This is a genomic window from Vibrio hepatarius (assembly GCF_001274785.1).
Lineage (GTDB): Bacteria > Pseudomonadota > Gammaproteobacteria > Enterobacterales > Vibrionaceae > Vibrio > Vibrio hepatarius.
Genome location: NZ_LHPI01000025.1, coordinates 105,530 through 129,162, shown reverse-complemented (window position 1 = coordinate 129,162; position 23,633 = coordinate 105,530). Strand labels below are relative to the sequence as shown.

Sequence of the window (23,633 nt, the reverse complement as noted above, 5' to 3'; positions counted from 1 at the left end):
TTTACCACTTCAACGAGCAGAAGTTTTGAATTTAGCTCTGACATTAAGGGCAAATCGATAAGAAATTTTCTTTCCCCTTCATTAGAGACTAATCCAGCAATTGGAACGCTGCAAATAAAACATTCGTTCATCCGACTTATTAGGTATCTGATTGATTAAAAAGAAACCGAAAACATCAGGCAACGACTGGAGTGGCGAATAAAAACACACACTTATAGTTAGAAAAATGTAAATCTCAAAAGTGATTTGTTTGCAAATATGTCGGGTCTTATACGTTTTTACTATTGACTGTGCTCAATCATTGGCTAAATTGGTCAAATAGTGACTGAAAATTTGGCAGCGGCTGAATGGAAATTCACTTTTTGTTTACAAGGCACATAGTAAACGTTCAACAACATCAGTAACAAAATGCATGAGGGATGTATAGCATGGCTACAGGTACAGTAAAATGGTTTAACAATGCCAAAGGATTTGGTTTTATCTGTCCGGAAGGTGAAGATGGTGATGTGTTTGCTCACTATTCAACAATACAGATGGACGGCTATCGTACTCTGAAAGCAGGCCAACAAGTCAACTTTGAGGTGGAAGAAGGTCCAAAAGGTTATCACGCGAGTGTCGTGACTCCTGTGGAAGCTCAACCAGCTAAATGAACCGCTGCCAATTAATCAAGTAGAATGAGAATGTAAAAAAACCCGCCTTTCGGCGGGTTTCTTTTTTATCCGAGATTATCGGTTGATAATCGCGTTCAATGTCGCGCTTGGACGCATTAGGTTTGATGCTTTCTCTGCATCTGGTGCGTAATAACCACCTAGGTCACCCGCAACGCCTTGTGCGCCATTCAGCTCAGCAAGAATCTTCTCTTCGTTTGCCGCTAGTTGCTCAGCAATTGAAGCGAACTCTTCTGCCAACGCTTTGTCTTCAGTTTGAGAAGCAAGTGCCTGTGCCCAATAAGTCGCCAAGTAGTAGTGTGAGCCACGGTTATCCAGCTCACCCACTTTACGTGAAGGCGACTTGTTGTTGTCTAGGAACTCACCTGTCGCTTTGTCTAACGCATCAGCCAGAATCTTCGCTCTCGCGTTGCCAGTAACTGTGCTTAGGTGCTCAAGAGACGCTGCCAATGCTAGGAACTCACCTAGAGAATCCCAACGTAGGTGGTTTTCTTTCTCAACTTGTTGAACGTGCTTAGGAGCAGAACCACCTGCGCCAGTTTCAAACAGACCACCGCCGTTCATTAGCGGAACGATTGATAGCATTTTCGCTGATGTGCCTAGTTCAAGGATTGGGAACAAGTCAGTTAGGTAGTCACGAAGAACGTTACCCGTTACTGAGATGGTATCCAGACCTTCTTTGATGCGCTCAAGAGAGAACTTACAAGCTTCAAGTGGAGCAAGGATCTTAATGTCCAGACCTGATGTATCGTGATCCGGTAGGTAAGCCTTCACCTTCTTGATTAGCTCTGCATCGTGTGCACGGTTTTCATCTAGCCAGAATACTGCTGGTACGCCAGTTGCGCGTGCACGTGTTACCGCCAGTTTCACCCAGTCTTGGATTGGCGCGTCTTTCACCTGACACATACGGAAGATGTCACCAGCTTCCACTGCTTGCTCAAGTAGCACCTCACCTGAAGAGTCAACAACACGTACTGTACCTGCTGCATCTAGAATGAATGTCTTGTCGTGTGAACCGTACTCTTCTGCTTTCTGAGCCATTAGACCCACGTTTGGTACGCTACCCATAGTCGTTGGGTCAAATGCACCGTGTTCTTTACAGAAGTCGATGACCGCTTGGTAGATACCCGCGTAACAACGATCTGGGATCATCGCTTTCGTATCTTTCTGCTTACCGTCTGGACCCCACATTTGACCAGAAGAACGCAGCATTGCTGGCATAGATGCGTCAACGATGATGTCACTAGGTACGTGCAGGTTGGTGATGCCACGGTCAGAATCAACCATTGCGAGTGGTGGCTGAGTTTCGTAAACCGCTTGAAGTGCCGCTTCGATTTCTGCTTTTTGAGCTTCTGGTAGCGCTTCAATCTTGCTGTAAACATCGCCGATACCGTTGTTTACGTCAACGCCTAGCTTATCGAATAGCTCGCCGTATTTCGCAAACACGTCTTTGTAGTAAACCTTAACCGCGTGACCAAAGATCACTGGGTCAGACACTTTCATCATTGTCGCTTTCATGTGCAGTGATAGCAGAACATCTTGTTCTTTCGCAGCCGCGATTTCTTTCTCGAAGAATTCAACCAGTGCTTTTTTGTTCATCACTGACGAATCAATGATTTCTTTGTCTTGGATTGCGAATGGTGCTTTTAGCTCTTTCACGCTACCGTCTTGACCAACGAACTCGATTTTAACCGTTGTTGCGCCATCAACGGTGTGCGATTTTTCGCTACCGAAGAAGTCGTTGTTCGACATGCTTGAAACGTGAGACTTCGAGTCTTTTGACCACGCACCCATTGAGTGTGGGTTTTTCTTCGCGTAGTTCTTGACTGAAAGCGGTGCACGACGGTCTGAGTTACCTTCACGTAGTACTGGGTTTACGGCACTACCTTTGATCTTGTCGTAAGTCGCTTTGATCGCTTCTTCTTCGTACGTGCTTGGCTCTTCAGGGTAGTTTGGTAGGTTGAAGCCTTTCGCTTGCAGCTCTTTGATTGCTGCTTTTAGCTGAGGAATAGAAGCCGAGATGTTTGGCAGTTTGATGATGTTTGCTTCAGGAGTTTTTGCTAAATCGCCTAGCTCAGCTAGTGCGTCACCCATGCGTTGCTCTTCTGTTAGATGCTCTGGGAAGTTAGCAAGAATACGTCCAGCAAGAGAGATATCACGCGTATCAACGTCAATACCTGATGAAGCAGTGAAAGACTGAATGATTGGAAGCAGCGAGTATGTCGCTAGTGCAGGAGCTTCATCAGTAATGGTGTAAATGATTGTAGGTTTTTCTGTAGGCATGAAATTTCCCTATTGTTCTGACAAGGCCAGTCGGATGAACGGCTTTGTTATAGTGTGTCCGCCAACAAGTTGATAATACCTCCACCGCCTATGACGCGTTCGTCACTGCTGTATGTGGTATGTGCCATCCCCTCACTTGTTTGCGATTGTTGTCTCTTCTGTTTTTTTACTTACCTTCTATCGAAAGTAAGATCCATGAGAACTAGTCTTTATAGTTAAACAAAATCGGCAGAATAGTCTATTATCTTGTTCACCAATCCTGTTTTTGGGCGCGCACATAATAGCCTAAATTCGGACAAACCGAAACTTTCAAACACACTTCGTTTACATTTTTGCAAGGTAGTTAACATGTCGCCAAGCTCACGCCGTGAGTCTCCAAAGTCTTCGCCGCATAAAGGGAAAAAGGGTTTTAAACGCCCCTCCTCGGCACAAAATGACAAGAAATACACGTCCAGAAATCGTAAGAAGACGCCGTCAAACAAACCGAAAATCTCACCTGAACAACGTAAAGTGATCGCGTTTAACAAACCATACGATACGTTGAGCCAGTTTACCGATGGTGACGGACGAAAAACACTGGCCGACTTTATTCCCGTCAAAGATGTGTACGCCGCTGGGCGCTTGGACCGCGACAGCGAAGGTCTGATGATTCTAACCAACGACGGTATTTTGCAGGCCAAACTGACTCAACCGAGTTCCAAATCACCCAAAACGTACTGGGTGCAGGTAGACGGTGCCCCGAGCGAAGCGGATTTAGACAAGCTACGCAAAGGGGTTGAGTTAAAAGATGGTATGACGCTACCTGCGCAAGTTGAAGTTATCCAACAACCGCAAGTGTGGGAGCGAACGCCTCCGGTTCGTTTTCGCGCCAATATCCCGACCACTTGGCTAGCCATTACCATTATCGAAGGTCGCAACCGCCAAGTGCGCCGCATGACGGCAAACATCGGTTTCCCTACCCTACGTTTGATTCGCTACTCAATGGGAGACGTCACCTTAAGCAATTTACAACCCGGTGAATGGCAAGAGATCGAGTTAAACCGTTAACAGCTACCGTTTAAGTGCGATAAAAAACGCCACTTCGATTGAAGTGGCGTTTTAGTATAGATTAGCAAGAGATGCGCTGATTACTCTGCGTCTTTCTCTTTCGCTGCAGTCACTGCGATCGCTAGTTCTTCAAGCGCTGCTGGGTTTGCAAGGCTTGGTGCGTCTGTCAGTAGACAAGAAGCCGCCGTTGTTTTCGGGAACGCGATAACGTCACGGATGTTTTCTGTGCCACATAGCAGCATAACCAGACGGTCTAGACCGAATGCAAGACCTGCGTGCGGTGGCGTACCAAACTTCAGTGCGTCCAGTAGGAAGCCAAACTTCAGTTGTTGCTCTGCTGCATCGATACCTAGGATATCGAATACTGCCGCTTGCATTTCTGCGTTGTGAATACGTACAGAACCGCCGCCCACTTCGTAGCCGTTAAGAACCATATCGTAAGCATTTGAGTTTGCTGCCGCTGGGTTCGCTTTTAGCTCTTCCGCGGTCACACCTAGAGGTGATGTGAATGGGTGGTGCATTGCGTGTAGGTTGCCTTCGTCATCTTCTTCGAACATTGGGAAGTCAACAACCCATAGTGGTGCCCATGCAGACTCGTCGGTCAACTCTAGGTCTTTACCTAATTTCAGGCGTAGCGCACCCATTGCTTCTGCAACGATGCCCGCTTTATCAGCGCCAAATAGGATGATGTCACCAGATTCCGCTTGAGTACGGTCTAGGATACCGTTGATCACGTCTTCGTTTAGGAACTTAGCAACTGGAGATTGGATACCTTCCATACCCGCAGCACGGTCGTTAACCTTCATCCACGCTAGACCTTTCGCGCCGTAGATGCCAACAAACTCACCGTAGCCGTCGATTTGCTTACGAGTCAAAGAAGCGCCACCAGGAACGCGGATAACCGCAACACGACCTTTCTCGTCGTTCGCTGGGCCAGAGAATACTTTGAACTCAACGTCTTTCACTAGGTCAGCAACATCGACTAGTTCTAGTGGGTTACGTAGGTCTGGTTTGTCAGAGCCGAAACGACGAATTGCTTCGCTAAATGGCATCACTGGGAACTGACCTAGGTCTACGTTCAGTAGCTCTTGCCACATTTCGCGAACCATTTTTTCCGTCACCTCACGCACTTGCTCAGCAGACATGAATGACGTTTCGATATCGATCTGAGTGAATTCTGGTTGACGGTCAGCACGCAAGTCTTCATCACGGAAACACTTAACGATTTGGTAGTAACGGTCAAAACCAGACATCATTAGCAGCTGTTTGAATAGCTGTGGAGACTGAGGAAGCGCGTAGAAGCTACCTTTGTGAACACGACTTGGTACTAGGTAGTCACGAGCACCTTCTGGCGTCGCTTTGGTTAGTACCGGCGTTTCGATGTCTAGGAAGCCGTTGTCATCTAGGAAACGACGTACAAAGCTTGACGCTTTAGCACGTAGCTTGATGCGGTCGCTCATTTCTGGGCGACGCAGGTCTAGGTAACGGTACTTCAGACGCTGCTCTTCAGAGTTCTTTTGGTTGAAGTCTAGTGGCAGAACGTCAGAGCGGTTGATAATTTCAAGACCTTTCGCAAGGATCTCGACTTCACCTGTTGCCATGTCTTTGTTTGCTTGGCTTTCAGGACGAACGCGCACTTCACCCGTTAGTTTGATACAGAATTCATTACGAAGTGTGTTAGCCACTTCATACGCATCCGCCATATCTGGATCTACAACTACCTGAACGATGCCTTCACGATCTCGCATATCGATAAAAATAAGACCGCCTAAATCACGGCGACGGTTAACCCAGCCGCAAAGTTCTACAGTTTGTCCTGCAAGGGACTTGTTCAGGTGACCACAGTAATGGGTACGCATAATGAAATTCCCAATCTCTATAAATTTGTTGATTACTATCTATCAATGATAACTTCACAGATAGAGCAAAGTTCCATTTATACGCTGAAAGTACTTTTAGATCGACTATTCAACGTACAATTAATTGCGATTTATCTTCTATTGATGCTTTTTACACCAACAAAGGCGTAAAACTGCATCAATATTAAAAAATTGGCGCTGATTATAGCCCCATAAAGGGTGATTCGGCAAAACTCTCATACAAGAATATAAATAGAAGGTTATGGACGGTTTACCCTTACGACTTGGCCTGACCATGTGGTCGCATAACAACTGGCAACAGAGCTTTTACGGCAGTGGAACCAAACCTGCGGAAAGGCTAGAAAAGTACGCACAGGTGTTTCATACCGTAGAAGGCAACACCACCTTCTACGCGACGCCAAGCATAACCACCGTTCAGAACTGGAAATCAGCGACGAATGATGATTTTCGCTTCACGTTTAAACTACCCAAAGCCATCACCCACCAGCAGATGCTCAAAGGTAGCCAAGCGCAGTTGAAAGAGTTTATGCAGGTAATGGCGCCGCTGCATGACCGCATTGGGCAATGGACCATTCAGTTGCCAGCCGCTTTTGGCCCCGAGCACCTTGACGCGCTCAAACAGTTTTGTGCTCTTTTCCCACCAAGCTTTCCAATTGGCGTAGAGGTTCGTCATCCGGCGTTCTTTGCGAAAGGCGACGCGGAACGAGCGCTCAATCAATGGTTAATGGAGCGTGGTTACGATCGAATCATTATGGATAGTCGCCCAGTCTTTGCCGCAAAACCCGACAACGAAGCGATCATCGACGCACAGATGAAAAAGCCCAAAGTTCCTGTTCATGCGATTGCGACCGCCTCTCACCCGATGATTCGTTTTATTGGTCACCCCCTCGAGCAGCAAAACTACGACTTTTTCACCCCGTGGCTAAGTAAGTTGCCACAGTGGATAGCCGAAGGTAAGCAACCGTACGTAATGATTCATACCGCCGACAATATTGTCGCCCCAGAGCTGGCTGCGAATCTGTACAAAATGCTACAAAAAAGCGTGGCGTTACCCGATTTGGCGCCATTCCCTGCCAACGATGGCAACTCCCAGTTACAGATGTTCTGAGGCAATCTAAAGCAATACATGACAGAGGCGCGAATTTCTCATAAAATACGCGCCTTTTTAAAGCCTGCCGAGCGCAGTTGCCCTTTGGTATGAGAACGAGTTATGAACCCTAAAAGCAATCCAGACACCATTTTTTCGGCGCCAATCGATAAAATTGGCGACTTCACGTTTGATGAGCGTGTCGCGGAAGTGTTTCCGGACATGATTCAACGCTCAGTACCGGGCTACAGCAACATTATCTCTGCAATTGGCATGCTGGCAGAACGCTTTGTAAAGCCTCACAGCAATGTGTATGACTTGGGCTGTTCACTTGGGGCAGCGACACTTTCTATGCGTCGTCATATTCAGCAAGAAGGCTGCAAAATTATCGCGGTAGATAACTCATCGGCGATGGTCGAGCGCTGCAAGCTTCACGTGAACGCATATCGCAGCGACACACCGGTAGAAGTTGTTGAAGCAGACATCCGCAATATCGAGATCGAAAACGCATCCGTTGTGGTACTTAACTTCACGTTGCAGTTCTTATCTCCTGAAGACCGTTACAGCTTGCTGGAAAAAATCTACGCAGGCTTACGTCCGGGCGGCATTTTGATTCTGTCTGAGAAGTACGTGTTTGAAGATCCCGTTTCAAACGAACTGCTGATTGATCTGCACCACGACTTTAAACGTGCAAATGGCTACAGCGAGTTAGAGATCAGCCAAAAGCGCAGTGCTATTGAAAACGTAATGCGCCCAAACTCAAAGAGAGAGCACAAAGAACGTTTCGCTAAAATTGGCTTTAGCAGCTTCGACGTTTGGTTCCAGTGCTTTAACTTTGGCTCAATGTTTGCGATTAAGTAATCGCGCAAACCACTAATTTAAGCGGTGATTGCTCGCTCCCTAGAAGCACTGACCGTCGACGATTTTTCTAGGGAATACAACCATAGGCACCAGGTTCGGATTTCATGTTTAATTTCGCTAACTTTTACCAACTGATCGCTCAAGATACACGTCTACAACCGTGGCTCAATACCCTGCCTCAGCAATTGACTGACTGGCAAAATGCCGAGCACGGTGATTTTGGCCGTTGGTTAAAAGCGCTAAACAAAATCCCAGAGGGTCAACCTGACCACGTCGATATCACTGAGTCGGTGACGGTTTCAAACCAAGATCCAATGCCAACTGGCGAGTTGAAAAAGCTTGAAAGCCTACTGCGCACTTTCCATCCTTGGCGCAAAGGTCCATATAACGTTCACGGTATCCATATCGATACCGAATGGCGCAGTGACTGGAAATGGGACCGCGTGTTACCACACATTTCTCCGCTCAAGAACCGCAGCGTTCTCGATGTAGGTTGCGGTAACGGCTACCACATGTGGCGTATGCTGGGTGCTGGCGCGCGTTTGTGTGTCGGTATCGACCCTTCACACCTATTCTTAATCCAGTTTGAAGCGATCCGTAAGTTGATGGGCGGCGACCAACGCGCGCATCTTCTTCCACTGGGAATCGAGCAACTGCCTAAACTAGAAGCGTTTGATACCGTATTCAGCATGGGCGTGCTGTATCACCGTCGTTCACCACTCGACCATCTGATCCAGTTAAAAGACCAGCTTGTTTCTGGTGGCGAGCTAGTGCTTGAGACTCTTGTCATTGAGGGCGATGAAACGTCGGTGCTTGTCCCTGTTGACCGCTACGCGCAAATGCGCAACGTTTACTTCTTCCCTTCAGCAAAAGCACTTAAGGTTTGGCTGGAGCAAGTTGGCTTTATTGACGTGCGTATCGTTGATGAGAATGTGACCTCAACAGATGAACAGCGTACCACCAACTGGATGACACACAACTCATTGCCTGACTACTTAGATCCAAACGATCCGAGTAAAACCGTTGAAGGCCACCCAGCCCCACGCCGCGCGGTGTTGGTGGCAACTAAGCCATAGACAAATTCTCACTTCTACTTGACGAATTGACAGGGCGTTAACTCATAACGATTTGTTTACGTTTAATCTCGTAGCACATGCTTTGCTCAACAAATGAGGGTACAATATAACCCTCATTTTATTGTGTATTATCTACAATCCTCACTATTTGAGACCTTCGCACTCTTTGGAAGTTGTGAGTGATTACCTATATACGCTAAACTCCTTATTTATAACAACTTAAACATTCTTAGGTTTATCAATGCTGACCAGATTGACTCCAATAGTTGCCTTAGCAGTTCTGTCCGGCTGCTCTTTGACCAAAGGCGAGCAGTATCATAATGAAACACTCGCATCTATTCAGGCTTCTGAAACGAACGTATCGACTAAGCTTGAAAACTTGTCGCTTCAGCTTAGTAACCAAACGGACTACATCGAGTCACTAGAAAAGAAAATCGGGGTTCTGGACAGAGAGATGATTCGTCTTAAGAAAGACGTTGTCGCAGAAGTTCGCAAAAAAAACGCACCAGTTGTTATCCCTGCTCCAACTCCAGAGCCACCGACGCCGACCCACAACATTGTTCTTGGCGAAGTCGAAAAAGTGACCATTGATACCATTAAACAAGCTTTTGATGCACGCGTAGATACGGGCGCAGCGACGTCGTCTCTCAATGCTATCGACATCGAAGAGTTTGAACGCAACGGTAACAACTGGGTGAGATTCCACTTGTCTGACGGAGACACGCCACCAACAGAAGACAACTGGATTGAAGCGCCGGTGATACGTTACGTAAAAATCCGCCAGTCGACCAACGAAGACGTAGAACGCAGAGCAGTTGTCGAGCTTTGGGTTGAGCTAGGTAAGATCCACGAGAAAGCGCAATTTACATTAGCGGACCGTTCTCAAATGAGCCACCCAGTACTGCTAGGCCGTGAGTTTATCCGAGACATCGCAGTGGTTGATGTAAGCAAGAAGTACATTCAAACACCACCGTCAAAAAGCAAAAAATAAAAGCCAGTAAGGTAAAATAATGACGTCTAAAGTTCCTTTTTATATTTCAGTTGTGCTGCTTATTCTCGCGGGTATCGCGCTGAGTCTATTCCGCCACCAAAGCTATGGTGTGCCTTGGACTCCGGGCGAAACTCGTCAGGTATGGGACATCGAAGCTCGCATCGAATTTAACGCGCAGGGCACGCCAGTTAAAGCGTCGCTTGCTGCACCACACACACAAAACGGTTTTACCTTAGTTGGCGAGTCATCATCGTCTCCTGGCTACGGAGTTTCTTACGTCAACACTGAATCGGGTCGCCGTGCAGAGTGGTCCATTCGTCATGCTCTTGGCGCACAAACCATCTACTACAAGGCGCAATTCCTTGTCGACCCTCAGGCCAAAGTGGAAGCCATTCCACCAAGCGGCGATATCGTCAAACCAACCTTTGATGGTCCAACTGAAGCGGCCGTTGCTGCACTGATCGCGGTTGCCAACCAACGCTCAGCAGATGACGTTACTTTTGCTCGCGAACTGGTTAAAGCCATCAACGACAACGAAAGCCAAAACGCATCCCTTATCCTCAATAACATGAGTAAGGTCGAGGCGATCGACAAGCTGCTCGCTTACGCTCAAGTTCCGGGTAAAATCGTCGGTGTGATTGAATTGGAAGATGGCCGTCGTCGTCAAACAATTCAACACATGAACCAAGTTTGGAACGGCAGCAAATGGGTACTGTTTAACCCAGAAAGCGCACAGCAAGTTATCGCTGAAAACATCCTAGTTTGGGATGAGTCAAACATTTCACTGCTTGACCTGATGGGCGGTCAAAACAGCCAAGTGCACTTCTCAATGATCGCGTTAGAGGTCACGCCTCAACAAGCGACCGATGACAAAGTGGAAGCTGATGGCCTGATTAACTTTTCTATTCACAGCTTACCTCTTGAAGAGCAAGCGATGTTTAAGACCATCATGCTGATCCCAATCGGTGCGCTGATTGTGGTATTCCTACGCGTAATCATTGGTCTTAAAACGTCGGGCACGTTCATGCCTGTACTTATCGCGGTGGCGTTTGTTCAGACGCAACTCGTCACTGGTATCGTCGGCTTCTTACTGATAGTCGGTACTGGCTTGGTGATTCGAAGTTACTTATCGCGGCTAAACCTACTGCTCGTAGCGCGGATTTCGGCGGTAATCATCACGGTTATTATGATCATCTCGGTGTTTACTGTTGTCGCATTCAAGATCGGCCTGACTGAAGGTCTGTCGATTACTTTCTTCCCGATGATCATCCTGTCATGGACAATCGAACGTATGTCGATTCTATGGGAAGAAGAAGGCGCGAAGGAAGTGGTTCTACAAGGTGGCGGTTCACTTTTAACCGCGGTACTGGTTTATCTTGCAATGACTAACCCATACATTCAGCACCTGACGTTTAACTTCATTGGCCTACAACTGATTGTATTGGCAGGCATTCTGCTACTAGGTACTTACACAGGTTACCGTTTGACCGAGCTACGTCGCTTCAAACCACTAGCGGAGGACTAAACGATGCTATCACGTTTAACTTCGCGCTTTACGACTCCGGGAAAACTTCGCCATAAAGGGATCATGGGGATGAACCAACGTAACCACAGTTACATTGGTCGCTACAATGATCGCTCGAAGTACCCGTTGGTGGACGATAAGCTTAAAACCAAGATCATCGCAGAAGCAGCAGGCGCAACCGTGCCAAAGCTTATTGGCGTGATCCGTAACCAAGCCGACGTGCGCTCTATTCACGATATCGTCAAAGACTGGCCAGGGTTTGTTATCAAACCTGCGCAAGGCAGTGGCGGTAAAGGCATTCTGGTCATTACTTCACATAAAGATGGCGTGTATACCAAACCATCAGGCGCAACGATTGGCAAAGAAGACGTCGAGCGTCACATCAGTAACGCGCTAGCAGGCTTGTTTTCGCTTGGCGGCAAGAATGACGTTGCGGTCGTTGAGAACCTAATTAAGTTTGACGACTGTTTCGAAGGCTTCAGTTACGAAGGTGTGCCTGATGTGCGTATTATCGTCTTCAAAGGCTACCCGGTAATGGCGATGATGCGTTGCTCAACAGCCGCGTCTGACGGTAAAGCGAACCTGCACCAAGGCGCGGTTGGCGTTGGACTCGATATTGCAACGGGTAAAGCGATTCGCGCGGTACAGTTTGACCAACCGATCACCCATCATCCAGACACAGGCAAAGACCTAGCAACGTTGCAAGTTCCACATTGGGAGCGTTTGTTGGTGCTTGCGTCTAGCGCATGGGAAATGACTGGCCTTGGTTACATGGGCACAGACATGGTATTGGATAAAGAAGAAGGTCCAATGGTACTTGAGCTTAACGCTCGCCCAGGACTGGCTATTCAAATCGCCAATGGTGCGGGTCTGCTACCAAGACTCCAGCACATTGAAACGCTTGGTATGCCTGCCAATTATCCGACGCCAGAGCAACGTGTGGCCTACTCTGCTAAGCAGTTTGGCGCAAAAGCCTTGTTCTAAGGTTCTGACTGACGATAAAGCCCCGCTTGCCTAAGCGGGGCTTTTTTATACCTAATACAACCTGCTCATAGCACAGATACAAAAAAGCCCAGCGTCGAGCTGGGCTTTACGTATTAGCGTAATGTTAGAGCTCTTCAACCAACTCTTGGATCTCGCTCTTCGGCTTGTCTGGTTGACCAAAGCCACGCAGACCCACAACGTGTACGTGTTCGTGGTCTTTAAACACTTTACGTACCAGTTTATAGGTGGTGCCTTTCTCAGGACTGATGTTTTCTGGTGCCGCGATGAGCAATTGCATATCCAAACGGTCACACAGCTCAAACAGTGTCGAGATCGATTTCGCATCCAGACGCGCTGCCTCATCAAGGAACAACAGACGGCAAGGGACAATATCTTTACTGCGCAGACGTCGAGACTCTTCTTCCCAGCTCTGCACTACCATCAATAGGATTGACTGACCCGTACCGATCGCCTCACCCGTTGACAGCGCACCAGATTCCGCTTGCAACCAACCATCCGAACCACGGTTTACTTCAACGCTCAGCTCTAGGTAGTTACGGTAATCCAGCAGTTCCTCACCCAATACCTGTGGAGAACGTTGTCCCATATCGATATGTGGGTTCACACGTTGGAACAGTTTTGCCATCGCTTCAGAGAAGGTGTAGCGCGAGGTTTCAAACAGGTCTTTATGCTGCTCTTGCTGCGACGCCAGACCGTTGAGCAAAATCTCGTGGCTTTCACGGATCTTGACGTTCAGACGCACGCCTTTTACCTGACCAAAGGAAATGTTAGACAGACCTTGGTTAAGCATACGAATGCGGTTTTGTTCTCGCTGGATGGTCTTCTGAATGATACTCGCAACCGACTCTGAACTGATCGCCAAGCGATTTTCACGCTGGGTCAATTCTTCGGTCAGACGTGCAAGTTCCACTTCCATCTCTTCAATCGCTTCAACCGGATCATCGGTGCGGATGATGTCTTGGCGAATGCGCTCACGCAGATGCTGGTATACCGCAATGTAGAACAAGACTTTACGTTCTGGACGTGCATTGTCTTCAGACAAACGCAGCGCATCACGCAGGTCTTCGTTGTCGGCAACCGCAAGGCGCAGCGCACCCAATGATTTATCCGACATCGAACGCAGCTCATCCGCTGACATGTACGCCAGTTCACGTTTGTGCAAACGACGTTCTACGTCATTTTCACGTGCCAAACGCAGTACTGAGCACCAACCCGCTTTGGCTGCGACAACGAAAGTACGCAGCTCAGTGTACTCTTTCTGCACTTTCTTCAGGCGTTTCGCCAGACCTTTCATCTCAAGTTCTGTCGAAGTGATGGTACGCTCGTACTCACTCTTACGGCTACGCGAGCTGTGTAAACGCTCTTGCAGTTCGTCACGGCGACGCATCGCTCGTTCTTCTGCGCCTTCGTCAGCGTTAACACCAAACTCTTGCAGCTCTTGTTTGAACTCTTGAACCGTCTCTAGCTTCGCTTGGTGCGAACTCTTCAGGGATGCCAATACTTGGTTGTATTGGTTCATCTGACCTTGAGATTGCTTGAGTTCTTCACGCGTACGAGTACGGGCTTGCTCGGCTTGAACCAGTTTCGCTTTAAGCTGCTCGCTCAGTTCACTGCTTTGGTTTAGCAGATCAACCGAATCTGAGTACGCGAAGTAATGACGGCGTTCAACCAGATCCGACAAGGCGAAGATCTGTTTCTTCAACACTTGTAGTTGCTGGTCAGCCGCTTGGTATTCCGCTTCCAGTGCATCAAACTGCTCTGGATCCGCTTCTAACGCTGAAGCGATTTTCTCCAGTTCAAGCAACGCCTTACCGTGGTTGTTAAGGAATGCTTTCGCTTCTGAAAGCTGCGCGATCTTCTCTTCAAGCTCGTCAAAACGGCCTTGCAGAGTATCGTCTTCAACCAACGCTATATGCGGCGCTAATTTATCTAGTGACGCGAGCGCTTGCTTACTGGTTTGCAATTGTGAACGTTGTTGCTGCTCTTTCGCATCAAGATCCGCCAGCAAACGCGCAACTTGGTTACGTTTTTCGCGTAAGCCCATCAACGCCCGTTCTGGATCAGATTCAAACGCGACCTGAATGTGGTTAGCAACAAAGTTGTTGAATGCTTGGTACAAACGCTGCTGCTTTTGTGAGTCAAAGGCCGCTTTAGCGTGCTTCTCAACCACTTCATCGCGCTCGGCACGCAGCAATTCTAAACGCTGTTCACGCGCCGCGCGGCCAAACAATGGAATTTCAGGCAAACGTGAGTAGCGCATCTGGCGGTCGTTCATGCGAACACAAACCGCGCCTTCCAGCTCTTCGGCATCAAACGAGCTATCGTCGAATGCGTCAACGTCGCCTTCAATGATATAGAGGTCTTCTGGGCAATCGTCGAGTTCAACCAACTTCTCTTCGATACCCGACAGATCAGACACGACAATCGCGTGGCGAGCCGGACCATACATCGCACTGAAGTACGGTGCATCGTCAATCGTAATATCGTCGTAGATCTCAGACAGCAGGACACCACCAAGCGTATCAGCCAGACCTTTTAAACGAGGATCGTTAGAGCCGCCCGGAGAGGCTAAGCGCTCGATTTCGCTGTCCAGCTGCGCTCGGCGCTCAGCCAATTTGTCTTTCGCTAGAGATTGTTGCTTCTCTTGCTCAAGCACCACTTGCATGTGGCTCATTACCGATTGGCTATCTTCTAGTTCGGCACCACTTTGCTCACGCAGTTTTTCTAACGCGTCATGCGCAGCAATCCAAGTCGGCGCAATCGCTTCTTGCTTGCGGATTTCGGCACTGGCGTCTTGCTCGATACGGCGCTGCTCGCTACGCTGTTCACGCAGTTCTTCTTGCGCCATTTCTAGCGATTCAATTTGCATCGCATGGCGTTCACGCTCTTGCTCAAACGCTATTTCATCCGTCAGCTCAACGTTATGCTGTTTACGGTAGCTTTCTACTAACTCGCGCGCCTGACGCTGCTGATTCAAACTGCGCTCTAAATCACGATGCTGAGCACGCCATTGCTGCTCATTCTGTGTGGTATGTTTTGCGTCACGCGCTTGTTGCAACGCTTCTTTCGCCACGCTTGCCGCTTGGTTGCGTTCAACCTGTCCTTTGATGCTTTGGACAAGTTTCAGCGCGGTATCAAACTGCTGCGCTGCTGCTGACGACATATCCAGTTTGTGCTTCACCGACAGCAAGGTGTTAGTGCTTTCGGTTTCTTTATGCTTAAGCTCTGACACTAACGCTTGCGCGGTTTCTTCAGTCAGGCTTTCGTCTTCAAGCAGCTGTTTTGCTTTCTCTAACGCTTGCACGGCTTGCTGATATTGCAGCGCACGAGTTTGCTGCACGTCCAGCGCTTGTTGGTAGTCGGCCAACTGAGTCTTTAAGCTATCTACTTCTTCTTCAGAAATGGTCGCCTGTTCTTCAGCCATCAGAACGCGCTCTTGCGCCTCTTCAACCACCATCATTTGTTCTTCAAGACGTTCGCTCAGCTCTTCAAGATCTTCTTCGTAGCGAGCGATCTTCTCTTGCTGACGCAAAGCGTTTTGCACCAGTTGTAAATGGTCTGAAGCGGCTTGATAGTCTTGCTCGAGAGCAGACTCAGAGTCCACCAGCAGTTCAAGTTCTTCTTGTACGCGGTTCAGCAGGTTGTTTTGTTCAACCAATGTCTCACGTGAACTGAACAACTCTGAACGCAAAGCCAATGTTTGTTCTAGCTTATTACGACGATCATTTGCATGGCGCATATAGTCTGCTGCCACATAGTTGGTCGATTCGGTGATCAGGTGCTTGAACAGGTCGCGGTCAGCCTGAGTGGTTTTGATCGCTTCCAGCGTCATGCGGTTTTCACGCAGCGCCGATTCCATATCTTGGAACGCTTTCTTAACGCCGCCGTTTTGTGGCAACAGGTAATCGCGCAGTGAGCGCGTGATCGCACTAGAAATACCACCGTAAAGCGACGCTTCAATCAGACGGTAGAACTTCGAGCGGTCGCTAGAGTTACGCAGTTTCTTAGGCACAACGCCAAACTCAAACATTTGTGCGTGGTAGTCTACGATCGAAGAGAAAGCTTTGAACTGCACACCTTCGTATTGCGAGATTGCGTCTTTCACTTCGTTGATTTGACGCACGCGAGCCTGAGTGGCAGAAACGCTTTCGATCAATATATCCGTTGGTTTGACGTGACTAGGCAGACCTTGGATCACAAACGGTTTGATATCAACTTTCTTATCGCGGCCCGCGACTTGCTGCAGCTTCACCGCAAACAGTAGACGCTGGTTACGAGAGTTCACCACATCCAGCGCAGCGTAACACGCGCCTGGTTGCAACTTACCGTACAGGCCTTTATCACGAGACGATTGGCTGCTACCCGCTTCAGTGGTGTTACGGAAGTGCAGTAGCGTTTGGTCTGGAATCAACGCGGTAATGAAAGCCGCCATTGTGGTCGACTTGCCCGCGCCGTTACCGCCAGAAAGAGTTGTAACTAAACCATCAATATCAAAGGTACGAGCAAAGAAGCCGTTCCAGTTCACCATGGTCAGCGATTGATATTTACCACGTTCAATCATACTTCACCTTCTTCAAATGTTTCTTCTTGCTCGTTGTCGTCGCTTGCCTCTTCTTCAGTAAGCAAGCTGCCTTGGCTTGGCTCTTTGGTATGAACTACCGCTTCACCGTCGCGGATCAGACGTAGCTGCGCTTCGCGCATATCATCGCCCATACGTACAACCGCACCGAAGCGGAACACCGATTCGCTGATGCTGAATTTTCCGGTTTCACCGATATTGATGATCATACCCAGACGACGAAGGCGACGTAATGAAGTGCGTACCTTTTCAAACAACTTTTCTTTGTCTAAGTCAGAGCCATTCGCACGGTTGGTCACCAGCTTCATCAGCTTTTTCTCATCCGCTAATTGCAATAGCTCTTCGTACAGCTCTTGGTTGGTGAAGATACCTTCGTGAGCCAGACGCTCAGGGCTAAGGTAAAGGAAACACAGTACTTTACCCACTAGCATGTCCAGTTCAGAAAGAACGCTGCGGCCAATCAATGAAGTTGAACGCGGGCGAAGATAGAAGAAACCTTCTGGCGCTTTCACTAGCTCAGTGTTGTAGCGCTGGTAGAACGAAGACAGTTCGACTTCAAAGTCAGACAACAGCGCGTGGTTGTCCAAGTCTTCGCTAGAAATATGACGCCCTGCACGCAGCATGCTATCCAGCGCTGGAAACAGAGGGTTTGAAATTGCTTTCACCAGATTCTCTGGCATGTATTCATTAGTATCGGTCGATGACATTTGCTTGTACCTTTGCCCCAAAATCGTTGATCGCTTGCCAGTCTGGCTGAATTGCTTGGTAGTCGGATTCCGAATAGCCCAAGCGAACCGCTTGATCAACAACAATACGGGCTAAATCAAAGTGATGAGTGCGAGGATGCTGAGCTAGATAATCACGCAGTACCACACCGAGGTCGATGGCACTGCCCTGCTCTTTATGGACTTTAAGCATCTCGCCAATGCGCTCTGACAGCTCATCATTGACTTGTTGAAACTCTTCGTATTCCACTTCCATTGGCACTTGACCCGTGACTTCGTCGTCACGCAGTACCAGAGCTTCATCACGAAGGTCTGTGAGCCTTTCTGCATCTGCATAAGTCAGATACCAAGGCATATCGAAGTAATCTTTGAAGGATTGACGCAAGCGCGTACTGAAGGCACGGTTTTTATCCATATCGATCGCGGTACGGATAAATTTGTGCACGTGACGGTCGTAACCGATCCACAGGTCAATCGCTTGCTGGCCCCAACTGGTGATGCGGTCAAGCTTCATTTGCAGACCGAACAGCGCTTCCTCAATAAACTCCAGCTCATCGTCTCCGTAGACAATCTCCTGGATATCAAGGATTTGAGTTTGCAACTCATCACTCGCCGCTTGCAAGGTATCTTGCAGCTCGCGTAGCGTGGTAGAGGTTTCAGACAGCAGTGCTTCACAGTTATTGATCGCTTCACGCCAGTCTTTATTGAGCAACTCAGCAATTTGCAGCTTCACAGACTGTTGCTGCTCATCCATCACGCGTTGGTTAAGGTCAATTTGATCGAAGATTTCACCTACCGAGTACTTCAGTACCCCGTAGACGTTTTTCTTCCAGTGACCCGGAGTGCCACCTTTCTGTGCGGCTTCAATCGCTTTTGCCATTTCATCGGCAACCATTGAAAGCTGGATAGAAAGACGGAGTTTAGAAAATTCACGGTGGCGAACGTAGTAATCGGTAATGCCAATTGCCAGCGGTGACAAACGGTAAATACTCGCGCCATCATTCACTTCACTGGTGAAACGACTGATCAGTCGCTGCTTCACCATTTCATTGATGGCATTGTTCGCACGGAAAGCCGAAGCTTCGCCGGTGTCTTCAAATAGCCGAGTGACGATGGTAAATGCATCATGCAGTTCACCTTCACCCAATTCCTCATCAAACCTTTCGTTGCTTAATACCGCAATTGCGATTAGAAAAGCCAATCGTTCAGTCGTCAGGTTCAATGAGAAATCGTGCTGCTTCACCCAGCTAACCAATTCGTCAATTGGTTGCTCTGCAGCATTGAGAGTCATCTCACTCATTGTTATTCCTGTTTCTCTTTCTTTTTTGCCCATACATGTATGTATCGGCCTAATGAGAGGTATGGCTCTTGTCGACAAAGTTGTTTTTCGAGTGCCAACACATCTTCATATTGGTAGTCGCCGGTGTATTGCATATTCCCAATGTAATCACTAAAACAGCGGATACCTGATTTACCACAGATTTCAAATCCCGCGTCTTCTATCCATTGGTAGACGTCTTCAGGTTTTAAGCCTTTCTGTGGCTGTAATTTAAATCTCTTGCGGTGAGGCATGCCATCCAAAATATGAGGAATATTGCCACACACCACGTTTTTGTAGACCAACCCATGATGGTTGTAGAACATAATTGAAGCGGCGCCGCCCGGTTTCACTTGTTCTAATACTGTCGCTAAAGCGGACTTGGGATCAGCCAACCACTCCATCACCGCGTGAAACATCACCACATCAACCTGTCGCTCTAGGTGTCGTTCGATGTCTTGGACGGGTGAATGAATCAAGCGATACTGCTCAAGCAAGCCGTTTTTTTCAATATCCTGCCTTGCTAGTTGCAGCATTTCCGAAGATAGATCACATAAAGATATGTGGTGTCCGAGCTTGGCAAGCTTTTGCGACATTTGTGCTAAACCGCCTCCGGCATCTAATATTTCAAGCGCTCGGCTATCGCCGTCAACCGCGGTCAATAGTTGTTCTAAATCTTCCCAAACAATGACTTGGCGAATCTCGCCTTTATCCGAGCCATATATATTTTTTACAAATTTGTGGGCAATATCGTCGAAATTGCGGTCTTCAGTCACAGCAGCTTAGGGTATTATGTCTAATCGTGCTGCTATTCTGTCACAAGAAAGGCAGGAATAAAGAGGGTTTCTCTTAAAAAATAATCAACTGATGTTTTTTCGGACTATTTAGTATGTTTGAGCTGAAAAAAATGATCTCATCACTCCTAATGCCACTGCCAGCTATGCTGATCATTGGCATGATTGGGTTGATGCTTATCATGTTCACAAGAAATCAGAAGACCGGCTGTTTTATTGTTCTTTTCTCGTTTGTAGGTATTTTCCTTATCTCGTTCCAGCCAGTTTCATCGCGTCTTCTGATGCCTCTAGAACGTCAACATTCGGCGTTTCTCCCAGTCGATCAGCCTATCGATTATGTGATGGTGTTAGGTGGTGGACACGTTGTCGACGATGACATCCCACCCACTTCAGAATTAAGCCGAACCGGATTGATGCGTCTAGCGGAAGGGATTCGTATTATGCGTATTTACCCTGGGTCTAAATTGATTCTGTCTGGTTATGCTGGCGGTGCAGAAGTCAGCAATGCGAGAATGATGGCCAATGTGGCGTTAGCCTTAGGCGTTTCTAAGTCTGATATCGTGTTATTGGAAACGGCCAAAGACACTTGGGAAGAAGCACGCCAAGCCGCTGCGTTTGTAATGCGTAAGAATCTGGTGCTGGTGACTTCTGCAAGCCACATGAAGCGCGCGCTGCATGAGTTTCAGTCTGCAGGTCTCAATCCCTACCCTGCACCGACGAACTTCCTTGCGCAGCAGAATGTTACTCAGCCTTGGGTTAAATACACACCTAAAGCCGTGTACCTAGAGCAAACCGAACGTTATTGGCATGAGACTCTTGGCTCTATTTGGCAACGCCTACGCAACTGGGCGTCCAATACCGATACCGCTGCGACCCAATCGTAATCAAAAAAATACCGAGGCCTAAACCTCGGTATTTTTTATCTTGTTGTCAGTGCAGTTATCTCAACTAGCGTTAATCGCCTGCAAACATGTAACCTTCACCGTGCACCGTGACAAAGATTTGCGGGTTCTTAGGGTCGAACTCCATCTTCGCACGCATACGACGAATCAGAACATCGATGGTGCGGTCATTTGGCGCGTCTACGCGGTGACTGATCATGTTGAGAATACGTTCTCTGCTAAGAACCTGATTAGGATAAGACGACAGTGCCACCAGCAACTCGTATTCTGCTTTTGTTAGCTTAACAGGTTCCCCTGCTTGACTTAGCGCGCGGCGCTGCACGTCAAAGGTCCAATCACCAAAACGCACAATATTGCCGCCTTGCTTCTCCTCGTCAACCGAGCTAGAACCGCTGCGCGCCGTCGAGATTCGCCAAAGCAGATTTTTAACACGCACGAGTAACTCGCGAAGCTCAAATGGCTTAGTTACGTAATCGTCTGCACCCATTTCAAGGCCGACGATCTTATCAATGCTATCCGTGCGTCCTGTTACCAGGATAATCCCAATGTCTGATTTACTGCGAAGTTCGCGAGTCAGCATCAAACCATCTTCACCAGGAAGATTGATGTCTAACATCACCAAATCAATCGCATTTTTCTGTAGTGACTCACGCATTTCCTCGCCGCTTTCAGCCTCACTGACTTGGTAACCTTCATTTTGAAAGTAGCCAACCAGCTTGCTGCGAGTTACTGCGTCATCTTCTACAACTAATACGTGATAGCTCATTTACACCACTTATTTACATTGGTCATCGTTTAAGCCTGTATTCTATTCATAACTAGTAACATTTCTAGTATTTGTCACTTTAAAATTAAGAAAGATGATTTTTTATTGATTCAAGACAAAACCGCGCCACCTGTTCATTTTTCAGCATATTTTCACTTATTTACTCACAACTGGCGTTATCGCTATTCATTTTTATTGGTTAGACTAGTCAGTAGTTATTTTAGGAGTAATACCTAATGCAAGAAATTAAAGCATTTAATGAAAAACGCGCAGAAATTTACTGGTGGTTATCTAGCCTGTTTGCCAAAGAGTTAACGCAAGAAAGTATAGACCAATACCATTCGGCCGAGATTCGTTCTTTTTTAACTGGTCTTGGCGAAAACGAGACATTGAAACCCGCAGTTACAAAATTTATCGACGCGCTCAATCGCCTGATGGATCGCGAAGACGCGCAACTTGAGCTTGCTGCGGACTTCTGTGACTTGTTCCTTAAATCGGATAGAGACTCGGCGCTGCCTTACGCTTCGATTTACTTGGGTAAATCTGGTTTGTTGAATGACTTTCCTGCGAAAGAAATGGAAGAGTTGATGCAAAAACACGGCGTGATGGTGAATAAGCAACTGAACGAGCCTGCTGACCACATCGCTATCGAGCTCGATTTCTTTGGCAATCTTATCATTCGCTCGAATGAGTTAGAGAGTGAAACCGAGTTGGAAGACGCTCTGCTTCAACAAGACAACTTTATCCAGACTCAGCTACTGAGCTGGACACCGAAGTTTGCCGAGAAGTGCCAAACGCTGGATAAATTTGGCTTCTATTCAGCGCTGACATTGCTGCTGGTAGCCTTCCTGCAACTCGATAGCAGCTACTTAAAAGGCGAATAAAAAACCACACGTTTTGTGACCCTTCACAGGTAACGAACACCTTTTTGTTTGCTCTTATCAGGTTTGCGGTCTAGAATCGTGACCGCAAACGATAAAAACGAATTTAATAAATACAAACCGCTAATTAAAAGCGGTTTTTGTGTTTCTGATACTTCTGCCAGATTATTCTAAACTTTGGATAAGCACTCTCGGCAGTCATCGACAGGACAAAACCTTATGGCCACTATAAAAGACGTTGCCCGCTTAGCCGGTGTGTCAACAACAACGGTTTCACACGTAATCAATAAAACACGCTTTGTTGCTGAAGCTACTCAAGAAAAGGTAATGGAAGCAGTACAAGAGCTTAATTACGCCCCAAGCGCAGTCGCTCGTAGCCTGAAGTGTAACAGTACACGTACGATCGGTATGCTGGTGACTCAGTCAACCAACTTGTTCTTCTCTGAAGTTATCGACGGTGTAGAAAGCTACTGTTACCGCCAAGGTTACACACTGATCTTGTGTAACACTGGTGGTATTTACGAAAAGCAACGTGACTACATCCGTATGTTGGCAGAAAAACGTGTAGACGGCATTTTGGTGATGTGTTCTGACCTGACAGAAGAACTGAGCGAAATGCTGGACCGCCATAAGGATATCCCGAAAGTAATCATGGACTGGGGCCCAGAAAGCTCTCAGGCAGATAAGATCATCGATAACTCGGAAGAAGGTGGTTACCTAGCAACTAAATACCTTATCGACCACGGTCACAAAGACATTGCTTGCTTAAGCGGTCATTTTGAGAAACTGGCGTGTCAGGAGCGTATTGCTGGTTACCGACGTGCAATGGCAGAAGCAAACCTAGCCGTTGACGAAGACTGGATTCTAGAAGGTAACTTCGAGTGCGATACCGCGGTACTGGCTGCGGATAAAATTGTCGCTATGGACAAAAAACCTACTGCAATTTTCTGTTTTAACGACACCATGGCACTGGGATTAATGAGCCGTCTGCAACAGAAAGGCATCCGTATCCCAGAAGACATGTCTGTGATCGGCTATGACAATATCGAGTTAGCGGAGTATTTTTCTCCACCGCTAACGACGGTACACCAACCTAAACGTCGTGTCGGTAAAAACGCGTTTGAAATCCTGCTTGAGCGTATCAAAGATAAAGAGCATGAAAAGCGCGTTTTCGAAATGCATCCAGAGATTGTAGAACGTTTTACCGTCCGCGATCTCAATAAATAATTGATTATGCGCGTTTAA

General features: G+C 47.6%; 17 protein-coding genes and 1 pseudogene. 11 read left to right on the top strand and 7 right to left on the bottom strand.

Annotated elements, in window-relative coordinates; all coding sequences use genetic code 11:
* Window positions 1-428: 428 nt before the first annotated feature.
* Window positions 429-650 carry a cold shock domain-containing protein CspD gene (gene cspD / locus AKJ31_RS20060; RefSeq protein WP_053410809.1) on the top strand — a complete coding sequence of 74 codons (222 nt, stop codon included), beginning with the start codon at window positions 429-431 and terminating at the stop codon, window positions 648-650.
* Between the two features lie 75 nt (window positions 651-725).
* Here the strand turns inward: cspD and AKJ31_RS20055 are convergent, their stop codons facing one another.
* On the bottom strand, window positions 726-2,951 hold the full coding sequence (locus tag AKJ31_RS20055; protein ID WP_053410808.1) for an NADP-dependent isocitrate dehydrogenase: 2,226 nt from the start codon (window positions 2,949-2,951) through the stop codon (window positions 726-728).
* Between the two features lie 462 nt (window positions 2,952-3,413).
* Here AKJ31_RS20055 and AKJ31_RS20050 point away from each other — a divergent pair.
* A pseudogene (locus AKJ31_RS20050) lies at window positions 3,414-3,998 on the top strand (pseudouridine synthase); the annotation flags it as partial.
* Window positions 3,999-4,078: 80 nt separating this feature from the next.
* Here AKJ31_RS20050 and aspS read toward each other — a convergent pair.
* Window positions 4,079-5,857 (bottom strand): aspartate--tRNA ligase, encoded by a 1,779-nt coding sequence (aspS, locus tag AKJ31_RS20045; RefSeq protein WP_053410806.1) that lies wholly within the window; start codon window positions 5,855-5,857, stop codon window positions 4,079-4,081.
* 262 nt (window positions 5,858-6,119) lie between these two features.
* Here aspS and AKJ31_RS20040 point away from each other — a divergent pair, with 262 nt between their 5' ends.
* The 6 genes from AKJ31_RS20040 to AKJ31_RS20015 all read left to right on the top strand — a co-directional run bounded on the left by AKJ31_RS20040 (window position 6,120) and on the right by AKJ31_RS20015 (window position 12,402).
* Complete coding sequence (locus AKJ31_RS20040; RefSeq protein WP_053410805.1) at window positions 6,120-6,986, top strand: DUF72 domain-containing protein; 867 nt, start codon at window positions 6,120-6,122, stop codon at window positions 6,984-6,986.
* Window positions 6,987-7,088: 102 nt separating this feature from the next.
* A complete protein-coding gene (gene cmoA, locus AKJ31_RS20035) occupies window positions 7,089-7,826 on the top strand; it encodes a carboxy-S-adenosyl-L-methionine synthase CmoA (protein WP_053410804.1) in 738 nt (245 codons plus the stop codon).
* A 104-nt stretch (window positions 7,827-7,930) separates the two neighbouring features.
* Window positions 7,931-8,902 (top strand): tRNA 5-methoxyuridine(34)/uridine 5-oxyacetic acid(34) synthase CmoB, encoded by a 972-nt coding sequence (cmoB, locus tag AKJ31_RS20030; RefSeq protein ID WP_053410803.1) that lies wholly within the window; start codon window positions 7,931-7,933, stop codon window positions 8,900-8,902.
* A 241-nt stretch (window positions 8,903-9,143) separates the two neighbouring features.
* On the top strand, window positions 9,144-9,893 hold the full coding sequence (locus AKJ31_RS20025) for an ATP-dependent zinc protease family protein (protein ID WP_053410802.1): 750 nt from the start codon (window positions 9,144-9,146) through the stop codon (window positions 9,891-9,893).
* A 19-nt stretch (window positions 9,894-9,912) separates the two neighbouring features.
* The gene (locus tag AKJ31_RS20020; protein WP_053410801.1) at window positions 9,913-11,418 is read left to right on the top strand and encodes an inactive transglutaminase family protein; all 1,506 of its coding nucleotides are present in this window, start codon (window positions 9,913-9,915) and stop codon (window positions 11,416-11,418) included.
* A 3-nt stretch (window positions 11,419-11,421) separates the two neighbouring features.
* Window positions 11,422-12,402, top strand: coding sequence for an alpha-L-glutamate ligase-like protein (locus tag AKJ31_RS20015; protein WP_053410800.1), 981 nt, complete (start codon window positions 11,422-11,424; stop codon window positions 12,400-12,402).
* Window positions 12,403-12,526: 124 nt separating this feature from the next.
* Here AKJ31_RS20015 and mukB read toward each other — a convergent pair whose 3' ends face one another.
* The 4 genes from mukB to cmoM are packed head-to-tail and all read right to left on the bottom strand — an operon-like array spanning window position 12,527 to window position 19,821.
* Window positions 12,527-16,984, bottom strand: coding sequence for a chromosome partition protein MukB (mukB, locus tag AKJ31_RS20010; RefSeq protein ID WP_053410799.1), 4,458 nt, complete (start codon window positions 16,982-16,984; stop codon window positions 12,527-12,529).
* Entirely contained in the window at window positions 16,981-17,709 is a 729-nt protein-coding gene (mukE, locus tag AKJ31_RS20005) for a chromosome partition protein MukE (RefSeq protein ID WP_053410798.1), read from the bottom strand. Before mukE ends, mukB begins: the two co-directional genes overlap by 4 nt.
* Complete coding sequence (mukF, locus tag AKJ31_RS20000) at window positions 17,690-19,027, bottom strand: chromosome partition protein MukF (RefSeq protein ID WP_053410797.1); 1,338 nt, start codon at window positions 19,025-19,027, stop codon at window positions 17,690-17,692. The genes mukE and mukF overlap by 20 nt, the downstream gene beginning before the upstream one ends.
* A gap of 2 nt (window positions 19,028-19,029) precedes the next feature.
* Window positions 19,030-19,821, bottom strand: coding sequence for a tRNA uridine 5-oxyacetic acid(34) methyltransferase CmoM (gene cmoM, locus AKJ31_RS19995; RefSeq protein WP_053410796.1), 792 nt, complete (start codon window positions 19,819-19,821; stop codon window positions 19,030-19,032).
* Between the two features lie 113 nt (window positions 19,822-19,934).
* Here cmoM and elyC point away from each other — a divergent pair, with 113 nt between their 5' ends.
* Complete coding sequence (elyC, locus tag AKJ31_RS19990; RefSeq protein WP_053410795.1) at window positions 19,935-20,723, top strand: envelope biogenesis factor ElyC; 789 nt, start codon at window positions 19,935-19,937, stop codon at window positions 20,721-20,723.
* 70 nt (window positions 20,724-20,793) lie between these two features.
* Here elyC and torR read toward each other — a convergent pair whose 3' ends face one another.
* The gene (gene torR, locus AKJ31_RS19985) at window positions 20,794-21,507 is read right to left on the bottom strand and encodes a two-component system response regulator TorR (protein WP_053410794.1); all 714 of its coding nucleotides are present in this window, start codon (window positions 21,505-21,507) and stop codon (window positions 20,794-20,796) included.
* 236 nt (window positions 21,508-21,743) lie between these two features.
* Between torR and torD the strand changes: the two genes are divergently transcribed.
* Window positions 21,744-22,391: a molecular chaperone TorD gene (torD, locus tag AKJ31_RS19980; RefSeq protein WP_053410793.1), complete on the top strand. Its 648-nt coding sequence runs from the start codon at window positions 21,744-21,746 to the stop codon at window positions 22,389-22,391.
* Between the two features lie 216 nt (window positions 22,392-22,607).
* Window positions 22,608-23,615: an HTH-type transcriptional repressor PurR gene (purR, locus tag AKJ31_RS19975; protein ID WP_053410792.1), complete on the top strand. Its 1,008-nt coding sequence runs from the start codon at window positions 22,608-22,610 to the stop codon at window positions 23,613-23,615.
* Window positions 23,616-23,633: the final 18 nt, after the last annotated feature.